Origin of the sequence: Priestia sp. JV24 (assembly GCF_025910025.1) — a bacterium.
GTDB classification, from domain to species: domain Bacteria; phylum Bacillota; class Bacilli; order Bacillales; family Bacillaceae_H; genus Priestia; species Priestia megaterium.
Genome location: NZ_JAPCIN010000015.1, coordinates 370,057 through 396,205, shown reverse-complemented (window position 1 = coordinate 396,205; position 26,149 = coordinate 370,057). Strand labels below are relative to the sequence as shown.

At 37.9% G+C, this 26,149-nt stretch carries 26 protein-coding genes; 6 read left to right on the top strand and 20 right to left on the bottom strand.

What is annotated here, in order from left to right; translation table 11 throughout:
- Positions 1-36: 36 nt before the first annotated feature.
- Together OK414_RS11360 and OK414_RS11355 are read right to left on the bottom strand one after the other, a co-directional pair.
- Entirely contained in the window at positions 37-804 is a 768-nt protein-coding gene (locus tag OK414_RS11360; protein ID WP_016764003.1) for an ABC transporter permease, read from the bottom strand.
- Positions 797-1,708 (bottom strand): ABC transporter ATP-binding protein, encoded by a 912-nt coding sequence (locus OK414_RS11355; protein ID WP_034652306.1) that lies wholly within the window; start codon positions 1,706-1,708, stop codon positions 797-799. Before OK414_RS11355 ends, OK414_RS11360 begins: the two co-directional genes overlap by 8 nt.
- A 170-nt stretch (positions 1,709-1,878) precedes the next feature.
- Between OK414_RS11355 and OK414_RS11350 the strand changes: the two genes are divergently transcribed.
- A complete protein-coding gene (locus OK414_RS11350; RefSeq protein ID WP_025752263.1) occupies positions 1,879-2,319 on the top strand; it encodes a YtoQ family protein in 441 nt (146 codons plus the stop codon).
- A 161-nt stretch (positions 2,320-2,480) separates the two neighbouring features.
- Here OK414_RS11350 and OK414_RS11345 read toward each other — a convergent pair whose 3' ends face one another.
- From OK414_RS11345 to OK414_RS11335, 3 genes are read right to left on the bottom strand one after another with little or no spacing between them, the layout of a single operon-like run.
- Positions 2,481-3,692 (bottom strand): Ger(x)C family spore germination protein, encoded by a 1,212-nt coding sequence (locus tag OK414_RS11345; protein WP_034652312.1) that lies wholly within the window; start codon positions 3,690-3,692, stop codon positions 2,481-2,483.
- Entirely contained in the window at positions 3,676-4,776 is a 1,101-nt protein-coding gene (locus OK414_RS11340) for a spore germination protein (protein ID WP_034655170.1), read from the bottom strand. The genes OK414_RS11345 and OK414_RS11340 overlap by 17 nt, the downstream gene beginning before the upstream one ends.
- A 33-nt stretch (positions 4,777-4,809) precedes the next feature.
- Entirely contained in the window at positions 4,810-6,387 is a 1,578-nt protein-coding gene (locus tag OK414_RS11335; RefSeq protein ID WP_263045599.1) for a spore germination protein, read from the bottom strand.
- Between the two features lie 506 nt (positions 6,388-6,893).
- On the opposite strand from OK414_RS11335, the gene OK414_RS11330 reads away from it, so the two are divergent.
- Positions 6,894-8,513 (top strand): ABC-F family ATP-binding cassette domain-containing protein, encoded by a 1,620-nt coding sequence (locus tag OK414_RS11330; RefSeq protein ID WP_013083037.1) that lies wholly within the window; start codon positions 6,894-6,896, stop codon positions 8,511-8,513.
- 36 nt (positions 8,514-8,549) lie between these two features.
- Here OK414_RS11330 and OK414_RS11325 read toward each other — a convergent pair whose 3' ends face one another.
- From OK414_RS11325 to OK414_RS11305, 5 genes are all read right to left on the bottom strand, one after another.
- A complete protein-coding gene (locus OK414_RS11325) occupies positions 8,550-9,434 on the bottom strand; it encodes a DMT family transporter (protein WP_263045598.1) in 885 nt (294 codons plus the stop codon).
- Positions 9,435-9,498: 64 nt separating this feature from the next.
- On the bottom strand, positions 9,499-10,215 hold the full coding sequence (locus OK414_RS11320; protein ID WP_013083035.1) for a helix-turn-helix transcriptional regulator: 717 nt from the start codon (positions 10,213-10,215) through the stop codon (positions 9,499-9,501).
- A gap of 27 nt (positions 10,216-10,242) precedes the next feature.
- Positions 10,243-10,872, bottom strand: coding sequence for an alpha/beta family hydrolase (locus OK414_RS11315; protein ID WP_034652320.1), 630 nt, complete (start codon positions 10,870-10,872; stop codon positions 10,243-10,245).
- A gap of 60 nt (positions 10,873-10,932) precedes the next feature.
- Complete coding sequence (locus OK414_RS11310) at positions 10,933-11,943, bottom strand: LLM class flavin-dependent oxidoreductase (RefSeq protein WP_205662822.1); 1,011 nt, start codon at positions 11,941-11,943, stop codon at positions 10,933-10,935.
- A gap of 130 nt (positions 11,944-12,073) precedes the next feature.
- On the bottom strand, positions 12,074-13,291 hold the full coding sequence (locus OK414_RS11305; RefSeq protein ID WP_013083032.1) for an MFS transporter: 1,218 nt from the start codon (positions 13,289-13,291) through the stop codon (positions 12,074-12,076).
- A 141-nt stretch (positions 13,292-13,432) separates the two neighbouring features.
- On the opposite strand from OK414_RS11305, the gene OK414_RS11300 reads away from it, so the two are divergent.
- Both OK414_RS11300 and OK414_RS11295 read left to right on the top strand, forming a co-directional pair.
- A complete protein-coding gene (locus OK414_RS11300) occupies positions 13,433-13,714 on the top strand; it encodes an acylphosphatase (protein WP_013083031.1) in 282 nt (93 codons plus the stop codon).
- A gap of 82 nt (positions 13,715-13,796) precedes the next feature.
- Positions 13,797-14,573: a 3-hydroxybutyrate dehydrogenase gene (locus tag OK414_RS11295; RefSeq protein ID WP_013056911.1), complete on the top strand. Its 777-nt coding sequence runs from the start codon at positions 13,797-13,799 to the stop codon at positions 14,571-14,573.
- A gap of 37 nt (positions 14,574-14,610) precedes the next feature.
- Here the strand turns inward: OK414_RS11295 and OK414_RS11290 are convergent, their stop codons facing one another.
- The 8 genes from OK414_RS11290 to OK414_RS11250 all read right to left on the bottom strand — a co-directional run bounded on the left by OK414_RS11290 (position 14,611) and on the right by OK414_RS11250 (position 23,438).
- A complete protein-coding gene (locus tag OK414_RS11290; RefSeq protein WP_317620595.1) occupies positions 14,611-17,022 on the bottom strand; it encodes a S8 family serine peptidase in 2,412 nt (803 codons plus the stop codon).
- 738 nt (positions 17,023-17,760) lie between these two features.
- Positions 17,761-18,198, bottom strand: coding sequence for a S1 domain-containing RNA-binding protein (locus OK414_RS11280; RefSeq protein WP_013056909.1), 438 nt, complete (start codon positions 18,196-18,198; stop codon positions 17,761-17,763).
- Between the two features lie 181 nt (positions 18,199-18,379).
- Positions 18,380-19,201 carry an ammonia-dependent NAD(+) synthetase gene (nadE, locus tag OK414_RS11275; protein WP_047931577.1) on the bottom strand — a complete coding sequence of 274 codons (822 nt, stop codon included), beginning with the start codon at positions 19,199-19,201 and terminating at the stop codon, positions 18,380-18,382.
- A 34-nt stretch (positions 19,202-19,235) separates the two neighbouring features.
- Positions 19,236-19,916: a nicotinate (nicotinamide) nucleotide adenylyltransferase gene (gene nadD, locus OK414_RS11270; protein WP_025752246.1), complete on the bottom strand. Its 681-nt coding sequence runs from the start codon at positions 19,914-19,916 to the stop codon at positions 19,236-19,238.
- Positions 19,917-19,931: 15 nt separating this feature from the next.
- Positions 19,932-21,401, bottom strand: coding sequence for a nicotinate phosphoribosyltransferase (locus OK414_RS11265; protein WP_034652448.1), 1,470 nt, complete (start codon positions 21,399-21,401; stop codon positions 19,932-19,934).
- Between the two features lie 23 nt (positions 21,402-21,424).
- A complete protein-coding gene (locus OK414_RS11260) occupies positions 21,425-21,973 on the bottom strand; it encodes a cysteine hydrolase family protein (protein WP_013083026.1) in 549 nt (182 codons plus the stop codon).
- 71 nt (positions 21,974-22,044) lie between these two features.
- Positions 22,045-22,821: an NUDIX domain-containing protein gene (locus OK414_RS11255; RefSeq protein ID WP_034652452.1), complete on the bottom strand. Its 777-nt coding sequence runs from the start codon at positions 22,819-22,821 to the stop codon at positions 22,045-22,047.
- A gap of 221 nt (positions 22,822-23,042) precedes the next feature.
- Positions 23,043-23,438, bottom strand: a complete 396-nt coding sequence (locus OK414_RS11250) for a hypothetical protein (protein ID WP_034652455.1) — start codon at positions 23,436-23,438, stop codon at positions 23,043-23,045.
- Positions 23,439-23,769: 331 nt separating this feature from the next.
- On the opposite strand from OK414_RS11250, the gene OK414_RS11245 reads away from it, so the two are divergent.
- Entirely contained in the window at positions 23,770-24,858 is a 1,089-nt protein-coding gene (locus OK414_RS11245) for an FAD-dependent monooxygenase (RefSeq protein WP_034652458.1), read from the top strand.
- A 104-nt stretch (positions 24,859-24,962) separates the two neighbouring features.
- On the opposite strand, the gene OK414_RS11240 is transcribed toward OK414_RS11245, so the two are convergent.
- Both OK414_RS11240 and OK414_RS11235 read right to left on the bottom strand, forming a co-directional pair.
- Complete coding sequence (locus OK414_RS11240) at positions 24,963-25,298, bottom strand: helix-turn-helix domain-containing protein (protein WP_013056901.1); 336 nt, start codon at positions 25,296-25,298, stop codon at positions 24,963-24,965.
- A 182-nt stretch (positions 25,299-25,480) separates the two neighbouring features.
- A complete protein-coding gene (locus tag OK414_RS11235; protein ID WP_075420012.1) occupies positions 25,481-25,606 on the bottom strand; it encodes an anti-repressor SinI family protein in 126 nt (41 codons plus the stop codon).
- Between the two features lie 214 nt (positions 25,607-25,820).
- Here OK414_RS11235 and OK414_RS11230 point away from each other — a divergent pair, with 214 nt between their 5' ends.
- Positions 25,821-26,138, top strand: a complete 318-nt coding sequence (locus OK414_RS11230) for a hypothetical protein (protein ID WP_234943513.1) — start codon at positions 25,821-25,823, stop codon at positions 26,136-26,138.
- The last annotated feature ends 11 nt before the right edge of the window (positions 26,139-26,149 follow it).

Sequence of the window (26,149 nt, the reverse complement as noted above, 5' to 3'; positions counted from 1 at the left end):
TATTTTAGAAAAATATATAGTGCGAAAATTCTCACATCAATTAGCTACGTCTCGTTTCAAAAACGCTGCCCATGCCACGCCCATAAAGAAGACAAAATGCGCCACCAAGATGAAAATGGAAAATGGAATTGTCATGCCGTCAAACATCGTCTTCATCCCGTCCATATACTGCACAAAGTTCGTGTTGGCGAACAGTAAAAATTTCCCCCACCATAAACCAAACTCTGATACTAGTCCTGTCACAGCTTTCGCCCCGATACTTACAACTATAGCCAGACTTGAAGCAAGCGCGCTGTTTCTGAATAAAGACGACAGCATAAATGCGAACGTCATCATCATAAACGTTTCCATATACGCACTGTCATACGTAAGCGTAATATTTTTAAGCAGCTGCGCATCTCCTTCTAGACTGGTAAATCCAAAGAACAAGGCTCCCCATACAAACGAAAACAGCAAATAGCTCAGTAAATAATACAAGCTAATTAAAATGAGGGTTAGGTACTTGGATGCTAAAATCGTTGAACGTCTAGCAGGGCGAATTAAAAGAAGCTTAATGGTACCTGCCTCAAACTCTTTTGCAACCATTGACCCTCCAACAGCAAGAGCGAAAAATTGAACGAGAATCAGCATACCTGAACTAAATGACAGGAAGTTCAAAATGTTGTCTTCTGTTCCTGCACTGTTTGCTACTTTTTTCATTAATAGAGCCATACAAAGAGTTAAAATACCGATGGTAATAAACGTGACTTTTGTGCTTCTTTTGTGAAACCATTTCATATGTTCATTTTGAATTAGCTTAAGCATGGTGCTCTCCTTCCGTAACGGACATAAACGAATCTTCAAGCGTCTCATACACAGGAGTGATTCGGTAGACTAAAATATCGCTGTCCACTAATTTTCTATTTACAGCTGGAATTTGTTCTTTTACAATCGCCACGTCGATAATATGTGATCTCATCGTTACTTCAAATTCTTGTGATAAAAGATCCGCTGCTTTTTGCGCGTCAGACAACTCAAATTCTACGTACATTCCTTGGTCTTGACGATTTGGAGATAGATCTTGAATGGCTTTTAACTCACCGTCTTGAATAATGCCAACGCGGTCACATAATGCTTCTACCTCTTTTAATAAGTGGCTCGCGATTAAGATTGAAATTCCTTCTTCCCTGCAAAGCGTTTGTAAATATGTACGAAATTCTCTCATTCCCGCTGGGTCTAGACCATTTGTTGGTTCGTCTAGTAAAAGCAATGCAGGCTTATGTAAAATGGCTTGAGCTACTCCTAAACGTTGTCTCATCCCAAGAGAATACGTCTTCACTTTTGCATGAATGCTGTTTTCAAGCTTTACTAAAGCAATCACTTCATCCAAGCGTTCTGATGTGATCCCTTCATGCATATTCGCAAAGTGTTTTAAATTTTGATAGCCCGTCAGATAATCATAAAACTCAGGGTTTTCAATAATCGCTCCAATTGATTTCATAGCTGATGTAAACTGTTCTTTTAAAGGAAATCCATTGACGATAATTGTTCCCTCTGTTTCTTTGATGAGTCCTACGACGGTACGAATTAACGTTGTTTTTCCAGAGCCGTTTGGACCAAGCAATCCGAAAATCTCACCGCGCTCAACCGATAAGGATACATCATGCAAAATGGTTTTCTTCCCAATTACTTTACTGACATGATCTACTTGTAGCACTGTTTCTGTCATCATGTACATCCTTTCTTTAATTAGCAATACGCCTTCTATTGTTTCTCTTTTTTAACTATTTGTCTACTATAACCTTATTTTTGGAAAAGTAGCCCATTCAAATCATTCGTATTATCCGCTTACATTTGATAAAATAAAACAAACTTTAGTTAGAGGAGGACTTCTACATAATGAACTTAACCGTATACCTTGCTGGGCAAATTCACGATAACTGGCGAGACGAAATTAAAAACCAAGCAGAACAATTAAACCTTCCCCTTACCTTTGTCGGTCCCATGACAGACCATGACCGCTCCGACAACATTGGAGAAGAAATTTTAGGAAAACAGCCTAACGCTGTCTTAAAAGATGAAGCTGCTTCTCAAATTAATAATTTACGCACGCAGGTGCTCCTTAAAAAATCTGATGTGGTTATTGCTTTATTTGGCGAAAAATACAAGCAGTGGAACAGCGCAATGGATGCGGCGACAGCCATTGCATTAGATAAACCGCTAATTTTGGTTCGCCCTGAAAAACTGCATCACCCGCTTAAAGAACTGTCAAACAAAGCCCAAGTTGTAGTCGAAACGCCAGAACAGGCTCTTCAAGCATTAGCTTATATTTTTGAATAACAACGAATAAGAGCTGTCGAAAATCGGCAGCTCTTATTTGTTGTTTATTGAAGGCTCCGTACGAAGCATGCGATGAGTATTTCGTGGGAAGTCTGAGATTATTATTTTTTTGGGTTTTTTTCATTTTTGACATAACGATAAGCAAAGTTACAGTCGGGTGCTTACTTTTTTGACCCGGATGCTCCATAATCTTTAATCGTTAACTTCACATCATAGTTAATTGGCACTTCACTAAATGTTTGATCCCAATTTTCTTTGACCCTCATCCATGTTCTAGGCTGCTTAATTCTCAATTGATTTCCGAAACCTGCAACATCAACTTTATATTTTGTTTGCATTTTTTCTAGTACGTTTGTTACCAGGTACTTTACTTTTTTTTCTGAAGTTTTTTGCGCATTCTGTAAAAATTGATTATTAAAAGCGCTCCCTGAGGTCATCCAACTTTCAGATAGCCTTCCCACTGATTCAATGTGTACATCAAAAGAGATATTATCTCCTTTAACATGGGGTTGAATGTGACTTTTCATAGACTCTATTTCATATACAATCAGCTGACCAGTCTTTTTATCAAAGCTTTTCACTAGGCCACCTTTTCCTTTTCCTGTGATCCAAGCCAAACCATCTAGTTCTTCTTCATTCAAAAACCCAATCATTTTGCTTGTTTTCCCTTTAATTATACCAGCACCCGCAAATTTGATTTCTCCATTTGCTGATAATACATTTTGCATCAGAAAACTAGACCCAGTTTGAATCTTGCTTGCTAATTTAATAAGCGGCATGGGCGGTAAAATTCGCGTTGTTCGATACGTATTGTCTATCATTCCATACAGGTGAAAAGCCGGGATCTCTCCTGCTGTTTTTGATTCTAACGTGTCGCTAGCCCTTCCTTTACTAATAAACACAAGGCAACTAGGTCTAAAATCATTGTCCCGAAGAGTTTGGTCCACTAATTGCTCTAAACTATACGCTCGTGCAAGAGCCTCACTGATAACCATTACTTTCATATGGGGACTAGTTAAAGGAGTATCACTTCTTAAAGATAATTCACGAAGCATTTGAAAAGGAGAATCTCCTGTTTCCGAGATATTTACGTATGATTTTTGCTGCGATCCTCCTTGTTTAGTCGTTGAACTTGCGACTTGAGGAGTGATAAGTTGATACGTTGACGTAATCAGGTTCTTTTTAGTATACCCTCCTCCTTGTTCATCAAATTCTTTTTCAGCTATGGACTCCTTACCTTTATCATAAGCCACACCCACTCCAAAACTTTGCTCTTCAATTTCATGACTGCTCCAGCAGCCTGCCAGAGGTAAGAGCAAAAAAACAGAAAACAAAACCAATAGGAACTGGAAATGGTTAAAGGTTTGTTTCATACTTTACTCCCTTTACTTTTGAAATAATGAGAAGAAGCAGCGGCAAAAAGCCAAATAAAACTAAGGCGATATTGCCAATCACATCTCCCAATTTAAATACATCATTAATATTTTTAGGAATCATGGAAATAAGATATATAACCGGAAGCAAACCATACATAAATGGATGAATGTTTTTTTGGAAAAGCTGAGACAGTCCTAATGAAGCGGCGTAATGGTTAATAGTAAAAGAAGCAAACATCTGCATGATCCATACAACTAGCAGCAAGGAATCAAATCGTTCAAAAATCAAGCCTGTCAGCTCAAAACTCCTTATTAAATCAAGCGTTGGCCATGTTCTTATTACTACTCCATCAATCGATAACGCTCCAATAACCATTACAACAGTAATCACATAAATAAATATAGGAATAGTAATTCCCACTAGCACAGCTTTTCCTGCTTTGTGTGGTTCTTTCATAAAAGCTAAAATGATTAACATAATTTCAGGACCCGTAAATGCAAGAGCAGTTGTTTTTACCCCTTTTAGTACAGGAAGGACTCCTGATCCAAGTACTGGGCGCAGATTATCTATTTCAAATATTTTCATACTCATAAAAGCTACCAGTAAAAAAAGAATAACGGTAATAGGGAATATAATTTCAAACAGTCGAGCGATCGAATTAATGCCTCCTCTAATTAAATAGAGGCTTATCCACATAAATGGCATAATAATAGCCCACGTCGGCGTTCCTTCCAGCAAGAGATATCCGGTTACTTCTGCCAATGAACGGGCGTGAAAACCACCAAGCAGTAAAAAATAACCTATCATAAGTAAGCTAATTAACTTACTCAACCATTTCCCTGTAATTTCTTTACTGTATTGATAAAACGTCTTTCCAGGGAATTTCCGGCTTAACTTCACCATGATTATCCCTGCTATCATAGTGACTATTCCTCCTAGAATAACAGTTAACCACACATCTGGTGTTTTCACTTGTTCCGCAGCTGTTCGCGGCAACGTCAGAATACCAGTTCCAAGTATAAAATTGATGACAATAATAGCTGTTTGGGGCGTCGTAATACGATCGTTTGAATTTATCATTACCACTGATTCACTTCCTTTTATTATAAGCTGCTATCCTTTTCGTAGAGAATCTTTGGTGTGCATCATCTTTGGACGTCTTTTCATCATCATAAGAGGCATACGGACCATCAAGTCTTTCCATTCACTTAAACGATAGGGTACTGCTGGACTCATGTAAGATACGCCAAAACTTTTTAGTTTCACTAAATGACTGGTCATAAAAAGGAAAAATAAAACAACGCCGTATAATCCAAGTATGGCAGCACATAGCATAGCTATGAAGCGAAGAATACGCAATGAAATCCCGACGCTATATTGCGGAATAGCAAACGATGAAATGGCAGTTAACGCTACAATAATCACTAAAATAGGGCTAACAATCCCTGCCTGCACAGCAGCTTCTCCAATAATTAATCCACCGACAATTCCCATTGCTGGACCAATTGGTTTTGGTAACCTGAGTCCAGCTTCTCTCAAGATTTCGATAGCTATTTCCATGAATAAGGCTTCTATAAGGGCTGGAAATGGCACTCCAGACTTTGTTCCTATAATGGAAATAGCCAATTTAGTCGGAATCATCCCTGGATGAAATGAAATAAACGCAATATACAAAGCCGGTGTAAAAAGGGAAAGAACCACTGCAATATAACGAAGAAAACGAATGAATGTACCGGGAATCCACCTTTCATAATAATCTTCCGGCGACTGTAGCATCATGCTAAACGTAACGGGAGCAATCAAAGCAAAAGGCGTCCCGTCTAATAAAATGGCTACTCTCCCTTCCATCAAAGCAGCAATTACACGATCGGGACGCTCCGTATTCTGTACTTGAGGAAAGGGACTAAGGTAATTATCTTCAATGAGTTGTTCAACATATCCAGACTCCGGTACATTATCAAGATCAATTTTTTTAATTCGTTTTTCTACTTCTTCAACTAGTTCTGGATCAACAATCTCCTTTATGTAAGCAACAACTAAGTCTTTTTTGGAACGCTTTCCTACTTGAAATTTCACCAGCGACAAATTTTCAATATCTCCGCTTCCTCTTAATAAAGAAGTATTATCACTTAAAGATTCAGTGAAGCCTACTCTTGGCCCTCTCACTAATGCTTCTGATACGGGCTCTTCAATCGTCCTTGTTTTTACTTTGCTTGTACCAAGAATTAAGGCAAGTGATAACCCGTCAATTAAAAGAGCCGTAGATCCTGTTAAGACTTTTGATATTACGTCTTTAATAGAATGGACCTCTTCTACATCACTAATTGATAATACTTGGCTTTTAATACACTTTTTTGAAAGGCTTCCCTTTACGTAAAGCTGATCCTGTTGATATTCTTTTGAAAAATCAGCCATCAATGATGACAAAATATGTTTTTCAATAAGATCTTTATCTGAGAGCCCCTCTACAAAAATAATAGCTGCCTGAATGTCGGTGCGTCCTATAATAAACTCACGAAAATGAACATCGGAATTATGACCAATTTCATTTTTAATTACTTCTAGAGTTAAAGCTAAATGATCCGTAACATGATTAGATGAATCTTGGTGTATAGATTCCTGTTTGTTTTCCTTCTCGTTCGCATGGTTGCCTATTTTTTTCACTGCCGATTTCCATTTTTTCACTTCCATCACTCTTCCTCTGAATTACGAATCCCGCTTAATAATTTGTAGATTATATATGGGATGAAAAAAACCAGAACTGCTTGTATAAAAACTGGCCCTTCTGGAAGATAGGAAACAACTAATTTCCACATGATAATCACCCTATTTATGTCTATGTCAAACCAATTTTAGAAATAAGCACCCGTAAAATATCAGTGTTTACTTCATAAAAATTCTTTTATTTACCAGGTAGTATTATTCTTCTTTTTGTTTCTTATACAAAGGAATACAACATCCATCTTAAAAATGAAAAAGAGCTGATTACTGAAGGATTATACATGCTGGTTTGCCGCTCAATGTTTTGGTGAATGCTAGAATAATTAAAGTTTTACCGCTCAAAAATTCCCTTAAATGGTTGACGAGTGCTTAAAGTGTCGGTTACACTTTATGTTTGAAATATTGTATTCATATCGCTCTTATCTCAAAAGAATGGTATAATTTTATAGATATTGAATTTGGAGGACTGCTCATACATGATTACAGTTAGTAATGTAAGTTTACGATTTGGCGACCGAAAGTTATTTGAAGATGTGAATATTAAATTCACGCCTGGTAACTGTTATGGATTAATCGGCGCAAACGGTGCTGGAAAATCAACGTTTTTAAAAATTTTATCTGGTGAAATTGAATCTCAAACTGGTGATGTACATATGGGCCCTGGCGAACGCCTTGCTGTCTTAAAACAAAACCACTTCGAATATGAAGATCAAGAAGTTATGAAAACCGTTATTATGGGGCACGCTCGCCTTTATGAAGTAATGCAAGAAAAAGATGCTATTTATATGAAAGCAGACTTCACAGATGAAGACGGAATGAAAGCAGCTGAGCTTGAAGGTGAATTTGCTGAATTAAACGGTTGGGAAGCAGAATCAGAAGCAGCTATTCTTTTAAAAGGATTAGGTATTTCTGAAGATCTTCACGCCAAAAAAATGGCTGAACTAACGGGTAGTGAAAAAGTAAAAGTGCTTCTTGCACAAGCTTTATTCGGAAAGCCTGATGTATTACTTTTAGATGAGCCTACGAATAACTTGGATATTCAAGCAATTCAATGGTTAGAAGAGTTCTTAATTAACTTTGAAAACACAGTCATTGTTGTATCTCATGACCGTCACTTCTTAAACAAAGTATGTACGCACATTGCTGACCTTGACTTCAGTAAAATCCAAGTCTACGTTGGTAACTATGATTTCTGGTATGAATCAAGTCAATTAGCACAAAAAATGGCGTCAGATGCGAACAAGAAAAAAGAAGAAAAAATTAAAGAGCTTCAAGCCTTTATCGCTCGCTTTAGCGCAAATGCATCGAAATCAAAACAAGCAACGTCTCGTAAAAAATTGCTTGATAAAATTTCATTAGATGACATCCGCCCTTCTTCTCGTCGCTATCCGTACGTGAACTTCACTCCGGAACGTGAGATTGGAAATGACGTTCTTCGTGTTGAAGGTCTAACAAAAACAATTGACGGCGTAAAAGTGCTTGATAACGTAAGCTTTATTATGAATAAAGATGACAAAATCGCTCTTGTAGGCCGCAACGAACTTGCAAATTCAACATTAATGAAGATTTTAATGGGTGAAATGGAAGCGGACAGCGGTACGTACAAATGGGGTGTGACAACGTCTCAAGCCTTTTTCCCAAAAGACAACTCCGAGTACTTTGAAAACGGAGATTTAAATTTAGTAGACTGGCTGCGTCAGTATTCACCTAATGACCAAAGCGAAAGCTTCTTACGCGGTTTCTTAGGCAGAATGCTATTCTCTGGTGAAGAAGTGTTGAAAAAAGCCAACGTTCTTTCCGGAGGAGAAAAAGTTCGCTGTATGCTTTCTAAAATGATGCTAAGCGGTTCAAACGTTCTTTTACTAGACGATCCTACGAATCACCTTGATTTAGAATCAATCACAGCACTAAACAATGGACTTATCAGCTACAAAGGTTCAATGATTTTCACATCTCATGACCATCAGTTCGTTGAAACGATTGCAAATCGTGTAATTGAAATTACGCCAAACGGAGTAATTGACAAGCAAATGACGTATGATGAGTATTTAGAAGACAGCAACCTGCAAAAACAAGTAGCTAGCATGTACGCTTAATAAGAAATCCCCTTTCTCTAGAGAAAGGGGATTTTTTTATATACGCACCTCTTGATTTAGCGATGATTTCGGAGAATACGTTAAAAACGCTAAGCTAGCAAATACTAGTGCTGCTCCACATATGTTCACCAAGGTTAGAGATTCTCCTAAGAAAAACACGCCAAGTAAAAAAGCGGTAACGGGCTCTGCTAACGATAACGTCACGGCGGTAGACGCATGCACCGACTTAAGCGCTGTAGAAAATAATACATAAGCAAGAGCCGTCGTAAGTATTCCTAAGTGAAGAGCAATGCCCATTCCATTTAAAGAAATTAGCCAGCTCATATCATACATAAACCAGCATGGGATTAGTAGAACAGCAGCGGCTGTGAACACAAGAGAAGCGCCTACTTGCGGATCAACATGCTGAACAATTTTTTTATTAACAGTCGTATAGCAAGCAAAAGACGCCCCTGCTCCTATCGCCATACCTAAACCTATCACGTCGATTTGACTATCTTTTTTTAACAACAAGCTGCAGCACCCTATAATACCCGTAAATGTAGCAAGCAACCACTTTTTTGTAGGTTTCTTGCGGTACACTATGTAATCTAACACTCCTGACAAAAGCGGCGCACTCCCAATTGCCACCATTGTTCCTACTGCAACACCCGTTTTGATAACGGCTGAAAAAAACAGCGGCTGATAAGCGGCCATACTTGTTGCAGCAACCGTAAGGGGCAGAATAGGAAGGTTTCTTACGTCCACTTTCTTTTTTTGAATAAGACAAGCTGCAAGAAGCGATAGTCCCCCTACAGCTAAACGCACCGCTCCAATTGCCACGGAATGTGCTTCAGCAGATGCTAAAGCTTGGGCAGTCCCTGTTGTTCCCCATAGTACAGCTGCACATAAAATAAGTATTTTTGATAATGAAGTATTCATATTTCCATCTCCTTTCTTTTATCATAGCTAAAAGAAAGAAAAAAGTTTTTCCGCTTTTATGATATTATTTGTCTGTTTTTAAGATACTTCGATATTGCGTGGGTGAGACTCCTTCTTGTTTTGCAAACCATTTAGTGAATGAAGACAAGCTGTGATAGCCGACTTCGTGCGCAATATACGTTATCGAATAGCTGCTCTCTTTTAACAATTCTTTTGCTTTATTTAAACGTATACGCGCTACATAGCTTTGAGGCGAATAGCTCGTTTTTTGTTTAAACCAAGCAGAAAAATAGGCAGGATGGTAATTTTCCATCTTGGCAAGACTTTCTATGTTTAGCTCTTGATTAAAGTTAGCATGAAGATAATCAATGGATTTAAACGTTTGTTTCTTTGGCAAATAATGCTGAACGTAACGGACTAAATCTTCAAGCGCCCCTCTGTCAGTGCTTTTTTGAAGCCCATCAAGTAAAAGGTAGCGAATTGCTTTCCATGTTGAATCCCATTGAATAAAAGCGGCTTGTTGAGCAAGATGCGCACTTTCTGTAAATTTCAAGGGAATATCAACGACCAGACATTCATTTGTATTTTTAGCTTGATACGTATGAAGCTGACGAGGTGGAATGTAAAAGCATCCTTCTTGCAGCGTTAAGTGCTGCTCACTTGCTTGAATATCAAGAGCACCTGCTAGCGGAAACAAAAGCTGACTGTAGTTATGATCATGAGTATGAGGTGAATAGCTGTAGGCTCTTTTTTCGCAAATAATTTCACGTAGCGTATCCATTTTGTACTCCTTTCCTTATTTCCTATCTCACAGAAGCTGTTCTATGCCATTCAAAACGGTTTCCAGCGCCTTTAACGATTCCGTAGGATTATACAAAACGTCCAATGAATGATCGGCATTTTTAATCACTTGAACATTCATTGTGTTTGTTTTTAATTGATAAACTTCTTTAGTATAATAGTGATCGCGAGTTCCTATTACAAGAAGACCTTTATAAGTGCTTTCTAGTAAACTTTTAAACAGTTCCGATCTGGTTAAAAGCGGCGTCAGTAAAAGCATCACTGCATCTTTGTAGACTTCACCTTTCATAACCCGCTGAATCAGCGGAATGGTGCCCAGCGATTTTCCTGCAAATATGATATTTTTATAGTCATTATGAGATAAAGCGTCTTGCAGCACGAGATCAATGTCTTTCATCATAACATCTGCAATCTCATCTGTAGACTTTGTCATGAGCTCTTTTGGATATGTATAGTGAATATGAACAACGTCAATTCCGTGTTTTAGCATCAGCATCGTTACATAATACAATAGCGGCTTTTCGTACGTATAGCCTAGCCCTGAAAACATAAAGCAAATGCGAGGCCCTCCTGTTTTAATATGTGTATAGGTAATCTTATTAGTTTGGTTGCTTACACTTTTTTGATCTACGTGCATGTCACTCCTCCTTTTTAAATATTCTAACATTTAATTCCGTAAAAAAACCCCATCTTTTTCTTAAAAAAATGAGGGTTGAGGAAATAGCTCTGCAAGCAGTTCATAAGACTTCTTTTTTGCTTCATAATCATGGATATTTGTAATAATTAAAAATTCGTCGTTATCGTATTTTTGCTGCAGCCCGATTAATCCTTGTTTTACTTCAGCTGGATTTCCTACGATCATACGAGGACGATTGGTGCTTATTTTTTTGAGCTCTTCTTCTGAATAAGAACGATTATGCACTTCTTCTATCGATGAAACCATTGTATCTCCGCCTTTAGCTACTTTCAACAGCCAATCATCTAACGTTTTAGCGTGTTCCTCAGCTTCTTCTGTTGTTTCTGCACACACTACAAATACGCATACGTTGGTTTTAGGCTTTGATTGATACGAAGAAGGGATAAATTCTTGTTTATAATGACGAATGGCTTCTTGTCCTCCAACTGAATAAATAAAGTGTCCAAACGTAAAAGAGATGCCCAGTTCAGCAGCTGATCTCGCTCCTCTTTTATTAATACCAAGATGCCACAGTTCTGGCTTTGTTTCGCTCAGCGGATAAGCCGTCACGCCGTAATACGGATGATCCGACGGCAAATTATGCTCAAGATGTCCTTTTAACGCTTGAATTTGCCGCGGAAATTCATTGAGGCTTTTACGAACTCCATCTGTCAGCGCTAGCCGGGTAAGCGCATCTCCTCCCGGTGACCGTCCAAGACCTAAGTCAATTCGATTCGGAAACAGATTTTCAAGCAGCTGAGCATCTTCTGCTACTTTATACGGACTGTATTGAGGAAGAAGGACTCCTCCAGATCCAATTCGGATCCGACTCGTTTGAGAAGCTAAGTGCGTCATTAATAGTGTCGGAGATGAACCCGCAAGACCATTCGTATTATGATGTTCCGCTACCCAAAAGCGATGGTAGCCCAACTCTTCCGTTAATTCAGCCAGCTCTATCGTGCGTTTCAACGCTTCCTTTGGTGTTGATCCGCTTGAAACAGGAGACTGATCCAATACGCTTAGCTTAATCATAGGTGATTCTTCCTTTCGGTTTTCAATTTCTATTGTCTCTATTGTAGAAGAAAAATATGAATTCGTCTTGAAATTTGCTTCACGCTCATAGAAAAAGCAAACGCGAATTAGCGTTTGCTTTTTCTTTTTCTTATTTTGCTTCGTGCATTTCTTTCACACGCTTATCGCTCGGTAACAGCCATGTTAACAGCCCTAGAATTGGAAGATAGCTGCAAAACAGCATAATAAACTGAAGGCTGAAGACATCGGCTAATTTACCGAATACAACAGCTCCTAAAGCTCCCATTCCAAAAGCAAGACCTACAATTAAGCCGGAAACCAAGCCGATTTTTCCCGGCATCAGCTCCTGAGCATAGACGACCGTGACGCTGAAACTTGACTGAAGAATAAAGCCGATTAGTACTAAAAGAGGTGCTGCCACTCCTAGAGAAACATGAGGCAGTAATAAAGTAAACGGTACTGACCCTAACATAGAAAACAATAAAATATTTCGTTTTCCGAAACGATCGGCAAGCGGACCTCCAAAGAATGTTCCAAATACCCCTGCAATCATAAATAAAAAAACGTAAAGCTGAGCGCTTTTGATAGGCAAATTAAATTTTTCAATGATATAAAACTGAAAGAAATTAAGGATGCCTGCTCCGTACCATGAACGTGCAAAAACAAGAAAAATTAAAAGTCCAACCGCGAAAATAATTTGCTTGTTCATCGTAAATGAAGCATCTGACTGCTTTTTCTTTAAGCGTTGACGAGTAGCTAACTCCGATTTATACCATTTAGAGACGCTATACAAAACCACTACGCCGATACCTGCAATTAACGTAAACCAAATCGTTCCAAACTGACCAAGTCCGATAAAGATAAATGCCGTAAATAGCGGAGCCATCGACTGTCCTGTATTTCCGCCAACTTGATAAATAGACTGCGCCAGCCCCCGTTTTCCTCCTGCTGCCATATACGCCACGCGAGAACCTTCCGGGTGAAAAATAGCGGATCCGAATCCTACAAATAAAACAGATATAATCACAAAATAAAAATTTGGCGCTAAAGCGAGCCCAACCATACCGATCATGCTTAAACACATTGCAATTGGCAATAAAAATGGCGAGGGACGCTTATCGGCAAATACGCCGAATACCGGCTGCATAATCGATGACGTCATGTTTAAAGCAAAGGCAATCCAGCCGATTTGCGTGTAGTTTAAATTCATCGATTTTTCAAGGACAGGAAAAAGTGCCGGTATAACGGATTGCATACAATCATTTAGGAAATGTCCTAAACTAATAGCAAATAAAATACGATAAATCGTTGCCGGCTGCGCTTGCTGCGTTCGTGCTGCTGCTTGCATTCATAACCCTTCTTTCTTAATTTAATCTACATTATAATTGTTAAAGTCTTACAATGTCTTTTTCTATTATACAGTGAAAATGAAGATTGTAGTTGTTTTCTTTTTTATAAAAAAGGGAAAATTACCTGTGAGGTGAGAACAGTGAAAAAACATGTGCATATGATTGTAGACGGACGCGTTCAAGGGGTTGGGTTTCGTCACTATACGCAGCTAAAAGCAATGGAATGCTCTATTAACGGATGGGTGCGAAATCGAGACGATCAAAAAGTGGAAATTGATGCTGAAGGTGAAGAAAGCAACATCCAAAAATTTATTGAAGAAATTAAAAAAGGTCCCTCGCCGTTCGCTTCTGTTAGCAACGTGGAAGTAAAGGTAGTAAACACCCCTTCCCACACCCATTCTTTTCGCGTAAAGTACAGTTAAAAAACTGGCTAAATCAAGATAATTTTTGATAAAATGGAAAAGTAAGCGATTTTATATCATCTACATATAAGGGGGAAAAACGATGGTTGAAAACAAAATTGTGTTAATTACAGGTGCAGCTCAAGGTATTGGTTATCAAATTGGTGAGCGCTTTGCTGAAGACGGCGCAACTGTTGTCTTAACTGACTTGAATGAAGATGGAGTTAAGAAAGCAGCAGACAAATTGAAGACGAAAGGCTACGAAGCATTAGGCATTAAAGCAGACGTGACAAATGAAAGTGACATTGAACAAATGATTGCTCAAACGGTTGAAACATATGGCCGCCTTGATGTATTAATTAACAATGCTGGCATGCAATTTGTTTCCCCGCTCGAAGAATTTCCTACTGAAAAATTTGAACTTTTAACGAAAATTATGCTTGTTGCACCTTTTGTTGCGACTAAGCATGCGTTTCCTATTATGAAAAAGCAAAAATTCGGCCGCATTTTGAACATGTCTTCCATTAACGGATTGATTGGTTTCTCAGGAAAAGCGGCATACAACAGCGCTAAGCACGGCGTGATTGGCTTAACGAAAGTGGCTGCTCTTGAAGGTGCAGAGCACGGCATTACGGTAAATGCGATTTGCCCTGGTTATGTTGATACACCGCTTGTTCAAAATCAATTAAAAGATTTGGCACGTACGCGAAATGTAGCGCTTGAAAAAGTACTAGAAGAAGTCATTTATCCTCTTGTTCCTCAAAAGCGCTTGCTTGCAGTTGATGAAATTGCAGATTATGCAATGTTTTTAGCAAGTGATTTAGCAAAAGGCGTAACCGGCCAAGCTGCTGTGATCGATGGTGGATATACGGCTCAATAAAAAAAGAGTGTCAGTTAGACTGGCACTCTTTTTTTATTTATTTAATTTCGAATTCTCCTAAAGAACCTGTCGTCTGACCTGCTTTTACTGCTTCTGCGTATAAATAATACGTTCCCGCTGGAAGAGCTTCACCATTAATCTTTCCGTCCCACGTTGCGCTAGAGAATCCTTTTTCTACATTCGTATACGAACTTAACAATTCCCCTTTTTCTAACGTTGCATCGTAAATGTAATAGCTAAGCTTCTCTGCTCCTCCTGGTAAATAACTGCCGTATTCAAATGAGCCATTTCCTAGTACATCTACATACGCAGAAGTGACGCGAGGATAATCCGGCTCTTTTACAAATAAGATGGTTGGAACATCGTACGTTTCTTTATTGTTACTTACGGTAATTGTCCCTTCGTAATAGCCAGGAGATAATTTCCCTGCATCTACTTTTACATTGAGATTTACTTTTTGCGTTTTTCCTGCATTAACAACTAAATCATTTGTTGATTTAACGTCAATTGCCTGATGGCTTTTCTTAAATTTTACTTTGACCGAGTATTTTTGACTGTGATTTGATAGATTTTTAATCTTAAAGCTTTGTTTTTCTACTTGTTTCCCTTTATCTTTATAAAAGACGCCGTACGAGTGACTTCCTGGTGTAATAAGCGTTTTTGCTTTAATTGCATCTACTACGCGCATGCTTCCTGCACCTTGCGTATTATGAGGGTAAACCAGCCCGTTGCGGTCACGAAGCAGTTCGGTTGTGTTCATTAAAGATGCTTTTACGTCTTCTACTTTATAATTTGGATGCGCCTGTAAAATTAACGCTGCTGCTCCTGCTACGTGGGGTGCTGCCATACTTGTTCCTTGCTTTGATCCATATCCATGAGGGTTGCTTGGATCATTGGTTGGCACTGTGCTGATAATATCGACTCCCGGTGCCGAAATGTCCGGCTTAATCATCCATGTATCAACAACCGGTCCGCGAGATGAAAAGTCAGCCATTGTTTCATCAACTGTCTGATCAAATGTTGCAGTAAAAGAGCCCGTAACGGATCCTTTTGCTAAAGAAGCTGCCAAAGCTTGTCCATCGGCTTTTGATAGGCGAATACTTGGCAAAGATGTGCCTGGAATATCAGGGATTGTTCCTTCTACGTTGTTGTAAATCACCGTTGCCACAGCACCGGCTTTTTTCGCATTATCAACTTTATCTACAAACGCAATGTCGCCGCGAGAAATAACCGCTACTTTTCCTTTTACATCCTTTCCTTCAAAGTCTTCTGCTTTACCGAGTCCGACAGGTACAAATTCATACTTTTTACCGCTTGCATCCAGTAGCGCCTTGTCATTTGGAAAGCCCATTACTTCAGCTGAAGCATAGCTTGCGTTATCTACAGTTAATGTCGTTTTATACAAATTGTAAGGAAGCTGAGTTGCACCCACTGAAATAGCTTCACGAGACGTTCCCGGAGAGCCTACTGTCCAATTAGCTGGTCCACTGTTTCCATTTGACGTAACGGCAACTACTCCTTCTTCCATTGCCCAATCTAATGCAATACTCGTTGCCAAGTCCGGATTATTAATCGTATCTCCAAGCGACAGGTTCATTACATCAGCTCCGTCTTCTACCGCACGTTCAATACCGGCGATCACATCTTCTGTGGTACCCGTTCCTCCTGGACCTAGTACACGATAAGCAAGTAAATGAGCATCAGGAGCTACTCCTTTAATTTTCCCGTCCGCTGCAATTGTTCCTGCTACGTGCGTTCCGTGCGTTGTTGCTTCGCCTTTTGGATCTCCAGCAGGCGTTTCTTGAGGATCTTTGTCATCATCTACAAAATCCCATCCTTTATATTTCTCAAACGCTGACTTTAAATCCGGGTGGTCGTAATCAACGCCTGTATCGATAACGGCTACGGTCATATTTTTGCCTGTATATCCTGATTTCCACGCTTGATCTGCTCCTACATAGTAAATGCTTTTATCCATTTCAGAACCGTATTCTTCGGCGCTCACTTCTTTCGATTTCACTTCTGTTGTATGATATTCAACGCTTGGGTAAATAGCTTTTACTCCCGGTAAACTTGCTACTTTTTCAAGGTCATTAGCCGGAAGTTCCGCTGAGAACCCCGAAAACACTTGGTCATATTCACGCTTTACTTTTGAAGTTTTAGAAGCTTTTGAAAGCTCTTTTTTCACTTCGTCACGCGCTTTTTTAATCTTTCCTTTACTTTGCGCTACTCCTTTTTTCTTTGCTTCCGCTACAGACTCTTCATTTAACTCCACAATAACTTTTACTTTTTTGGCTGATTTTAAGTTATAGTCTCCTTGAATTTTAACTAAAGACGGTTCAAGCGCCGGTTTTGAATTTCCGTTGGCGGATGCTCCCATTGCAAAAGAAGATAAAGCAACCGAAAATGCTACTGTACTTAATACAGACCGAATTGACACTTTTTTCATTGTTTTTTCCCTCTCCATTTCTCTCTATACTTCGTGCTACTATGTATGCCTTCATCCCCGGAACATACGAATCTTTTGCTTAGCTTGTGAGCTAAAAACTAGAATAGTATGGAAGTTCTATATATTACTATAAAATCCTTGAGTCTATGGAATTATTTTATATATTGGTGAAAATTAAGCACTAATACTCAAAAAATGAAGGATTTTGTCTGTTTCTCGTCTTTTCGTAACTTTTTTATTCCTAAAATTATGAAGAGATTAGATGAATATACAAGAATACTGCCGAATTTCTGTTAATTTAGCTATTTTTATCAGGGACTCATCTCTACTTCCTCTTCGGTTACTTATAAGGTTTTTTTATTATTTTAAGAAAATTGTTCTTATAAGCGCTTTTTATTTTATAAATTATTATTTAGAACATAGTTTAATTTAATATAAAATACGCACTAATTAAATGAAATTTTAAAAAATTAAGAATAATAAAGGGAGATCTTGCAGATACTAACGTCAACGCTCGCACAAAGGGAGGCATGATTATGATAGATTTAAATTTCATCCTACTCATCCTTGATCTTCTCTCATCTCTTGTCACTATTGGCATCTACTTTACAACTAAGTAAGTACCTAACCTTCTCTTTACTCTTCTAGCGCATGCACTTAAGCTATTAAAAAAAGAAGCAAGCCAATTTTTATTGGCTTGCTTCAGCTATATAATAAAGTAGTTAAACTGGAAGGGATTTATCCGCGTCTTCCGCCTCTGCCACCTCGTTTTGATTCAGTGCTGCGTTTTAGTGTAGATAAATTATCTTCACTATCTTTTAAGAAACGCGCCATTTTTTGTTCGAAGTTTTCCTTTGGTTGGAAGTTGCTTTTAGAACGATTATCATTATTTCTTGCCTGACGTGGCGGGCGTTGTGAATAAGAAGATGAGGGTCTTTCAGGTTTATCTATTGCTTTTTTAATCGATAATCCAATTTTTCCGTCTTTCTCATTAACGACTTTCACTTCAATCTCTTGACCAACTTTAAGATGGTCATTAATGTCTTTTACATAGCTGTCAGCTACCTCACTAATATGTACAAGCCCAGTTTGACCTCCAGGTAATTCTACAAATGCTCCAAAATTAGTAATACCTGTTACTTTACCTTGTACCTTGCTACCTACTTCAACTGCCATAAAAAATGTTCCTCCTCAATAATATTAAAAGCACTTCATTATACCAAAGTGCGTAAGAATAACAAAGTGTGTATGAGAAAACAATTTGTTAAATTGCACTTTTTCCGCCTCTTTTTTGTTTTATGAAAGAAATCAGTCAAAATAATGCCCATATTAGGTATATCTAATATGGGCATTTCTCTCATTTCCACCATTCATCAAACATGCTAGCCGGTAACTGACGTTTATGTTCAGTAATACGATAGCGCTGTTCAATTTTTTCAGCGGCTTCTTGTGATACTTCTTTTCCTTCCAAATAATCGTCTAGTTCATCATAAGAAATTCCTAGTTCCGTTTCATCAGCTTGACCAGGACTATTATCTAACAAGTCAGCTGTTGGTATTTTTTCATACAATCGTTTATCTGCACCTAATTCTTTTAGCAATGCTTTTCCTTGACGTTTTGTTAGTCCTGTTAGAGGCAGCACGTCTGCTCCGCCATCTCCGTATTTCGTAAAAAAGCCTGTTACTGCTTCTGCTGCATGATCGGTTCCGATAACTAAAAGGCCGTTTTCTCCTCCGATTGCATACTGTACAATCATACGCGTACGTGCTTTGACATTTCCTTTATGAAAATCAGACAGGGCTATATCTGTCGCACCTGTAAACGAACTTTCAAATGCTTCCACCGTGTTTTTAATATTAAACGTATATGTTTCATTAGGTTTAATAAATTCTAGTGAAGCCTTCGCATCCGCTTCATCATGCTGCGTGCCATGAGGCAAGCGAACGGCTACAAATTTTGCTTCATATTCTTCTTTTCGCAATTCGTCTACAGCAATTTGTGCTAATCGTCCAGCTAAGCTAGAGTCCTGCCCCCCGCTTATACCTAATACAAAGCCTTTTGCATTTGCTGACTTTAGGTAGCTTTTCAGAAAATCAACGCGGGCACGAATTTCTTGTGCTGGATCAATTTCAGATTTCACATGTAGCTCTTTTCTTATTTTTTCTTGCATGTCTGACATGATACATGCTCTCCTTCCATTATATGTAGATTTCTTACTGATACAGTCCATGTTTTTTACTATAAAAATAACAGAGATCAGGCATTAAATATCTTGGTTCTCCGCCCCGGGCAAATTCTTGACGAATATAAGTAGAGCTGATTTCCATCGCCAGCCCTTTATCAAGAAGCTGAAACCGGCCGTCGTCATAATTTCGAAGCAAAGGAGAATGACTAATAGCTTTCAACATGTCTATTCCCTCTCTTGCCATGATGATAAACTGGTTTTTACTAATAAGTTCATCTGCTTTCTTCCACTTGCCTTCACCAATATCTTGCAGTAAGTCGGCTCCCATAATAAAAAATAAATCAGCGTGTGGAAGCAATTTTTTAAAGTGCTCCATAGTGTAGTATGTGTAATGATAGCCGGGCAATACGTCTAGCTCATACGTATCGAGCAAAAATTTGGGGTTATCTTTAATCGCTAAGCTAACCATATTTACACGGTGCTCATCCAACGTCTGGAGCTTTTTATCTGTTCGTTTGTGCGATGAAGGCAAAAAGATAATAGCATCTAGCTTCTTTCGATGTGCAACCGTTGATGCCGTCCAAAGGTGAACATTGGTAACCGGATCAAAAGAAGAACCATAAATACCAATTTTCGCTCCTTTTTCTAAAAGCTTATCTATTTTTTTATCAGGGTTTAGCTGTTGAAAATAAGCAAGCGTATCTGACATGTCTCCAGCTCCCTACTATTTTTTATTTAGGGCTTCTGCAACTTTTTGTTTTACGTACGCAATTTGACGCGTTTTATTTTCCCAACATTTTTCGCTTAAATCTACTGGATATTCTTCAGGATTGCGCGTGCGCTTATATTCATCCCAAAGCAGCTCTAAATTATCTTTTACGTACTGCTGAATTTCCTGAAGTTCTTCTGTTTCATACACAAGCTCTCCGTTCACAAAGATATCATGATGGAGTTCTTTTGCTTCAAAATTTGTGACGAATTTACTGATAAACGTATGAACAGGATGGAACATTTTTAAACGTTCTTCGCTTTGAGGATCTTCGTCTTCCATCGTGATATAATCCCCTTCAGATTTCCCATTCAAATTATTAATAATACGATATACGCGCTTTAATCCTGGTGTACTCACTTTTTCAGGATTTGCGCTAATTTTAATCGTATCCATCATCTCGCCATTTTCTCCTTCAATAGAAACGAGTTTATACACTGCACCAAGCGCGGGCTGATCATATGCAGTAATGAGCTTAGTACCAATCCCCCACATGTCTATTTGTGCCCCTTGCGACTTTAAATGCATAATCGTATCTTCATCTAAATCGTTGGAAGCAACAATTTTTGTCTCTGTAAACCCTGCTTCATCTAACATTTGACGAGCTTTTTTAGACAAATATGTTAAATCGCCGCTGTCTAAGCGAATCGCTGTAAAATTAATTTTATCGCCTAATTCTTTTGCTACTTTAATGGCGTTAGGAACTCCTGATTTTAACGTATCGTACGTATCAACTAGAAACACGCAGTTTTTATGGCGACGAGCATATTTATGAAATGCAATGTATTCGTCTTTATAAGCTTGCACCATCGCATGAGCATGCGTTCCTGCCACTGGAATTCCAAATTTCTTTCCTGCTCGCACGTTAGAAGTAGCACTAAATCCGCCAATATAGGCTGCTCTTGTTCCCCAAATGGCAGCGTCCATTTCTTGAGCGCGTCGTGTTCCAAATTCCATTGCCACTTGATCTCCTACTACATGTTTGATTCGAGCTGCTTTTGTTGCAATCAGCGTTTGGTAATTCACAATATTTAAAATCGCTGTTTCTACAAGCTGAGCTTCAATTAATGGTGCTTCTACACGTAAAATTGGTTCATTATGAAATACAAGCTCACCTTCACGCATACATCGAATTGTTCCAGTAAACGTAAGGTCTTTTAAGTAAGCTAAATAATCTTCTTTAAAACCTAATTCTTCGTGCAAGTAGGTTAAATCTGATTCGCTAAATTTAAATGCTTTAATATATTCAATAATTCTTTCTAATCCAGCGAAAACAGCATAACCATTTCCAAAAGGAAGTTTGCGGAAGAAAACTTCAAAAACAGCCTTCTTTTGATGAATATTATCTTCCCAGTACGTTTCTCCCATATTAATTTGATATAAATCGGTGTGTAGCATTACGCTGTCATCTGTAAACATATTCATTGATTTCCTCCACTTTTATGTCCTTAAATAATTTCTGCTCCGAGGCAAGATTTAAAGTGTTCGAGCGCCCACTCATGGCCTTTTTGATTAAAGCTTGCTACGGCTTTTTCATAAATATAAATAGCAAATCCTTTATTATAGGCATCTACTGCTGTATGAAGTACACAAATATCCGTACATACACCTGCTAAGTAGACATCGGTAATTTGTCTTTCTCTCAGTTTAATCTCCAGATCCGTTCCAGCAAATGCGCTGTATCTCGTTTTATTCATCCATTCTACATTTGCCTGTGATTGATACACATTATATAAATCATTTAACTTTCCGTATAGCTCTCTTCCTGCAGAGCCTTCAACATTATGAGGCGGAAACAGCGCTGATTCTGGATGCAAGGAATCATTTTCTTTATGAAAATCAATGGCGAACACCACATACTCGTTTTGCTCAATAAATTGACGCGTAATATCGCTTATGAATGTTTCAATTTGTTGCCCTGGTTCTCCGCATGTCAAAGCTCCGTTTTCAGCTACAAAATCATTTGTATAATCGATGTTAATCAGTGCTTTTTTCATTATGTTTCCCCCTCATATGTAAAAATTAACAGTTAACATATTGTTAATTATTTGAATTGAAAGTTTTTCTTTTAATAGCGTGCTGTATAGATTGGCTTCATCACATTCATTTCAACAAACCGGTAGAGCTTTGTTGGTTTTTTAGACGTTCTCGTCGTTGTTTTTCCGTCTACTTCTTCAATAAATGGCAGCATTCTTATTTTTCGTGCAAAGGCCTGATCACTTTTAATCGCTGCATCATCCGTTACGGTAAGCAGCACAGCCTGCAGCTCAGAGTATGTAAACTGAGAAGGCAGAAATTTCTGGGCAATGGTCGTTTGCAATAAATCTTTCTTAATTTCCTTGATTGCATCTCGAATGATGATTTCATGATCAAAAGCTAAAGGCAATGAAAAGATTTCATCTATTTTAAACAATTCAACTCGAGCAGCATCATCATTCGCTTTTCGCTTTATTAGACTATCTTCTGGAACGATTGCATAATGTGCGTTTGTAATGACCCATCCTCTATCGTCCCTGCCAGGCTCATCATAGACACCATAGTGTTTTAAATGAATATCCTTTACGCCCGTTTCTTCTTCGAGCTCTCTTTTAGCCGCTTCAAAAGCTGATTCATTAGGATGGACAAATCCGCCGGGAAGCGCCCACTTTCCTGCTTCGCTGTTCTTTTCTCCCTCTGCATTCACCATTGCTCGTTGGATAAGCATTAATTTCAAACTCATTTTAGGTGGTTTGTATGGTTCTTTTTCTTCCGTCACAATCGTAAATACAGCAATATCTGACGTATAGCCATAGGGTTTAGGGTATTCTTTTTTCGTTTGATTCGTCATTGCTTTATTGTTCGACATTCATCATTTCTCCTGATCGCTCTTTTTACAATTAACAATATGATTAATGTTAATTATATTTGTTTTATGGAAAATGTCAATACTTTTCCCACTAATTATAAAGAGAAGGTAATTTATGTTGTAAATAACGTTATGTTTCGTATTTTTTAGATTTTATATGCATAAAAAGCTGAGTGAAGAAGTTCTAATTTGCCTCCTCCCTCAGCTTTTTTTCCTTTTAATTAACGTGCTGCTAAACCAATCATCATTTTACCGTCTTTAAAATACTCAATTACATAGTCAACAGACGGACAGTAAATAAATGCTTCTTCGGTCAGATCAGCTGTTTGTTGAAAAAACAGTAAAGCCTGAGCTAAATCGACGCTTACAGCTTTAGTTGCTCGTTTCCAGAATAAAACAACCTGATGTTCATTTATATTCATCTCTTGAAGCCATTTTTTGATTTCTTCAATATGCCGGGTGGACTTTTTAATTAATACTTTTCTCCAATTAATTTGCATGATTGTTAAAAAAGGAAAGGTGTTTGAAAGTTTTTCGAAGTAAATGCTTGTCTGCCTTTTTGTTAGCAAATCTGCACTGTTACCCAATGTTTGAATATAATGTTCTACTTTTGTCATAATCATCCTCCAGTCGAAATTGGAGTTTGCTAGAATTTTCAGGAACAATCTCTACTCTTCTTGCTAAAAATCCTGCAGCTTTCCAACCGTGCTTTTTCTCAACAATTTTGAAATTTCACCTTTTTATACAAATTATTCAAAATAATTTGTGTATTTTAGTTTACCATAAAACTTAACCTTTGACTTTGATTATGTAGAACCTTATTTGTGTTTTGTCCAAAGAGCGAATTTCATAGAAGAAAAGCTATAAAAAAGTTGACATTAACATTTATAAAAGTTAATATACTTACCAAAAGTAACTTAATTGCATATAACAAACAAGGTGAAGAAAATGAACTATCAAACAGATGTGTGTATAATAGGAGCCGGACCAGGCGGTGCTCTACTGGCCTATCTACTGGCTAAACAAAATATATCAACTATACTGATAGAGAGATCTGATGAGCTTGGAAAAGAATTTCGGGGCGAACATTTAAATGAAGATGGAGAAATGATTCTTAAGAAACATCATATATTTGAAGAAATTGAAAGCTTAGGCCTCCTTCGAATGTCTAGGGTCGAATACTGGAAGGATGGACATGTATTCAAAACGATAGAATCTGAACTTGGACATGCAGGAATTCATGTTCCACAGCAGCATCTCCTTCAGTCTATAAATAGCCAAGCAAGCATCCACCCCTCCTACAAGCTTATGCTGGGCACAAAAGTAACAGAGCTAATGCAGAATGAAAAAGGCCAATATACTGGAATAAAAGCTCAGCAAAAAGGCCGGGGCGAAATAATAGTTGAAAGTAAAATCATTATTGGAGCAGATGGTCGATATTCAACTGTTCGCAAACTCGCGCACATAAAAAACAATATCCACAATCATGGATACGATTTGCTTTGGGCGAAAATTCCTGCACCTGCCAATTGGGAGCCTTCTATTAAATTTGCACTTGTGAAGCAGCAGCAGGTGGCGCTTTTTTCTCAAGCAAAAGGCTTTGTTCAAATCGGATGGAATATTGAAAAAGGCAGCTATCCTGCTCTTCGAAAACAATCGTTTAGACCGTTTATTCAGCGTTTAATAGACGCTTTCCCTAGCTTAAACCTTTCAATAGAAAGGTTTATTACGTCGTGGTCAGACTTTACGCTTCTTTCTGTGCAAAGCAGCATAAGCGAAGTATGGTCAAAGCATCACCTGTTATTATTAGGGGATGCTGCTCATACGATGACTCCTACTGGTGCTTTTGGATTAAACGAGTCATTAAAAGATGCTGACTTACTGTCTGACTTACTGCATCAAGTTTTTTATCAAAACAAAGAGATTTCAGAAACATTGAGACAGTTTGAACAGAAAAGAAAGCCTAAATTAATAACTCTTGAACGTATTCAGTTTCAGCGAGAAAAAGAATTCTCGTCCCATTTTATTTCTTCTTAAGCCTAAAAAAAGAGATTCCATAGATAAATGGAATCTCTTTTTTGCAATCATGATTTTTTAGCAGTTATTCTATGTAAGTTCTCTTTTATGTATACTCCGCGAAGTTAATCTTGCTTTGCCCGCTGCCATTTTTGAAATTCAAGAAATTGTTTAAACTGCTCTTTGCTTATTCCTGACTCCGCTGCTTCTTTTGCTAACTCAAGCCACTCATCATCAATATCCAACGATTCAGATTTATCCATAGGCTCATGAATCAATCTATCAATACTCACGTTCAATGAGGTAGAAATTTTGTTTAGAAATTGAATAGATGGGTTGAGCTGAATTCCTCTTTCTACTGAAGATATGTACGATTTAGCAACACCCGCTCGGTTTGCAAGTTCTGTTAGCGATATTCCCTGTTTCGTTCTGAGATCTCGAATACGTTGGCCAATTGTCATTTTAATCACCCTTACTAATGCTTACTTACCGATAATAATACCATAATTTCACTTTACCGTGCATTATAAATAAACGTTCTTACTGTAAAGGGATGATTATACATCTAGTGGACATAGCTTGAGACTCGCTATAAAGGTTATCTATGCTCAGAGAATTCTTTATTTCCTTACCAGTGTATCGGCTAAGAATTTGAGCTAATACTTTGTAAAAATTGTCTAACTTCCTCGATGCTTATACCTGTTTGTTTTGCTTCCATTATGAGCATAACCCATTCTAAGTCTAACGTATTTTCGTCTTTAAAATTCATAATTCTCCTCCTTTCTTCTTTTTTCGAAATTGATAACGTTTTCTTTTTTCTGTTTTTGGGCATTCTCCCTTATTTCTCACTATGGTTTTACAGTATAATGGATATTACTAGAACATTAGACATTTTTAAATTACTAAAAAGCACCCATTTTTTGTCTATTCTTATCATAATAATTTTACCTTTACACAAACGCTACAGTTAGACACTAGGAGGATTGTTTTTATGCCTTTTCTGCATACGGCGACTGCACCAATTAGTTCCTCATTATTTAACAACGATTTATGACGATTGGTTCCTTGATATCCGAGTAAAAATAGAGATTATTCTTCTTGACTTATTAATCTGGATGAAAGAATGGCTTTGTGAGAATGGAAAAGTTTCAAAAGCCGTATTTTTACTCATTAAATTTATTGATTTAGTAGAAGAAAAGGAATTCATTTATGATGAAATTGTCGATTGCTATATCAAGCTCGATAACAATGAAAAATCAGAGTACTGGCTGAATCAAAAAATGCGGTATTTATTTGAATAAAAAGGATGTGA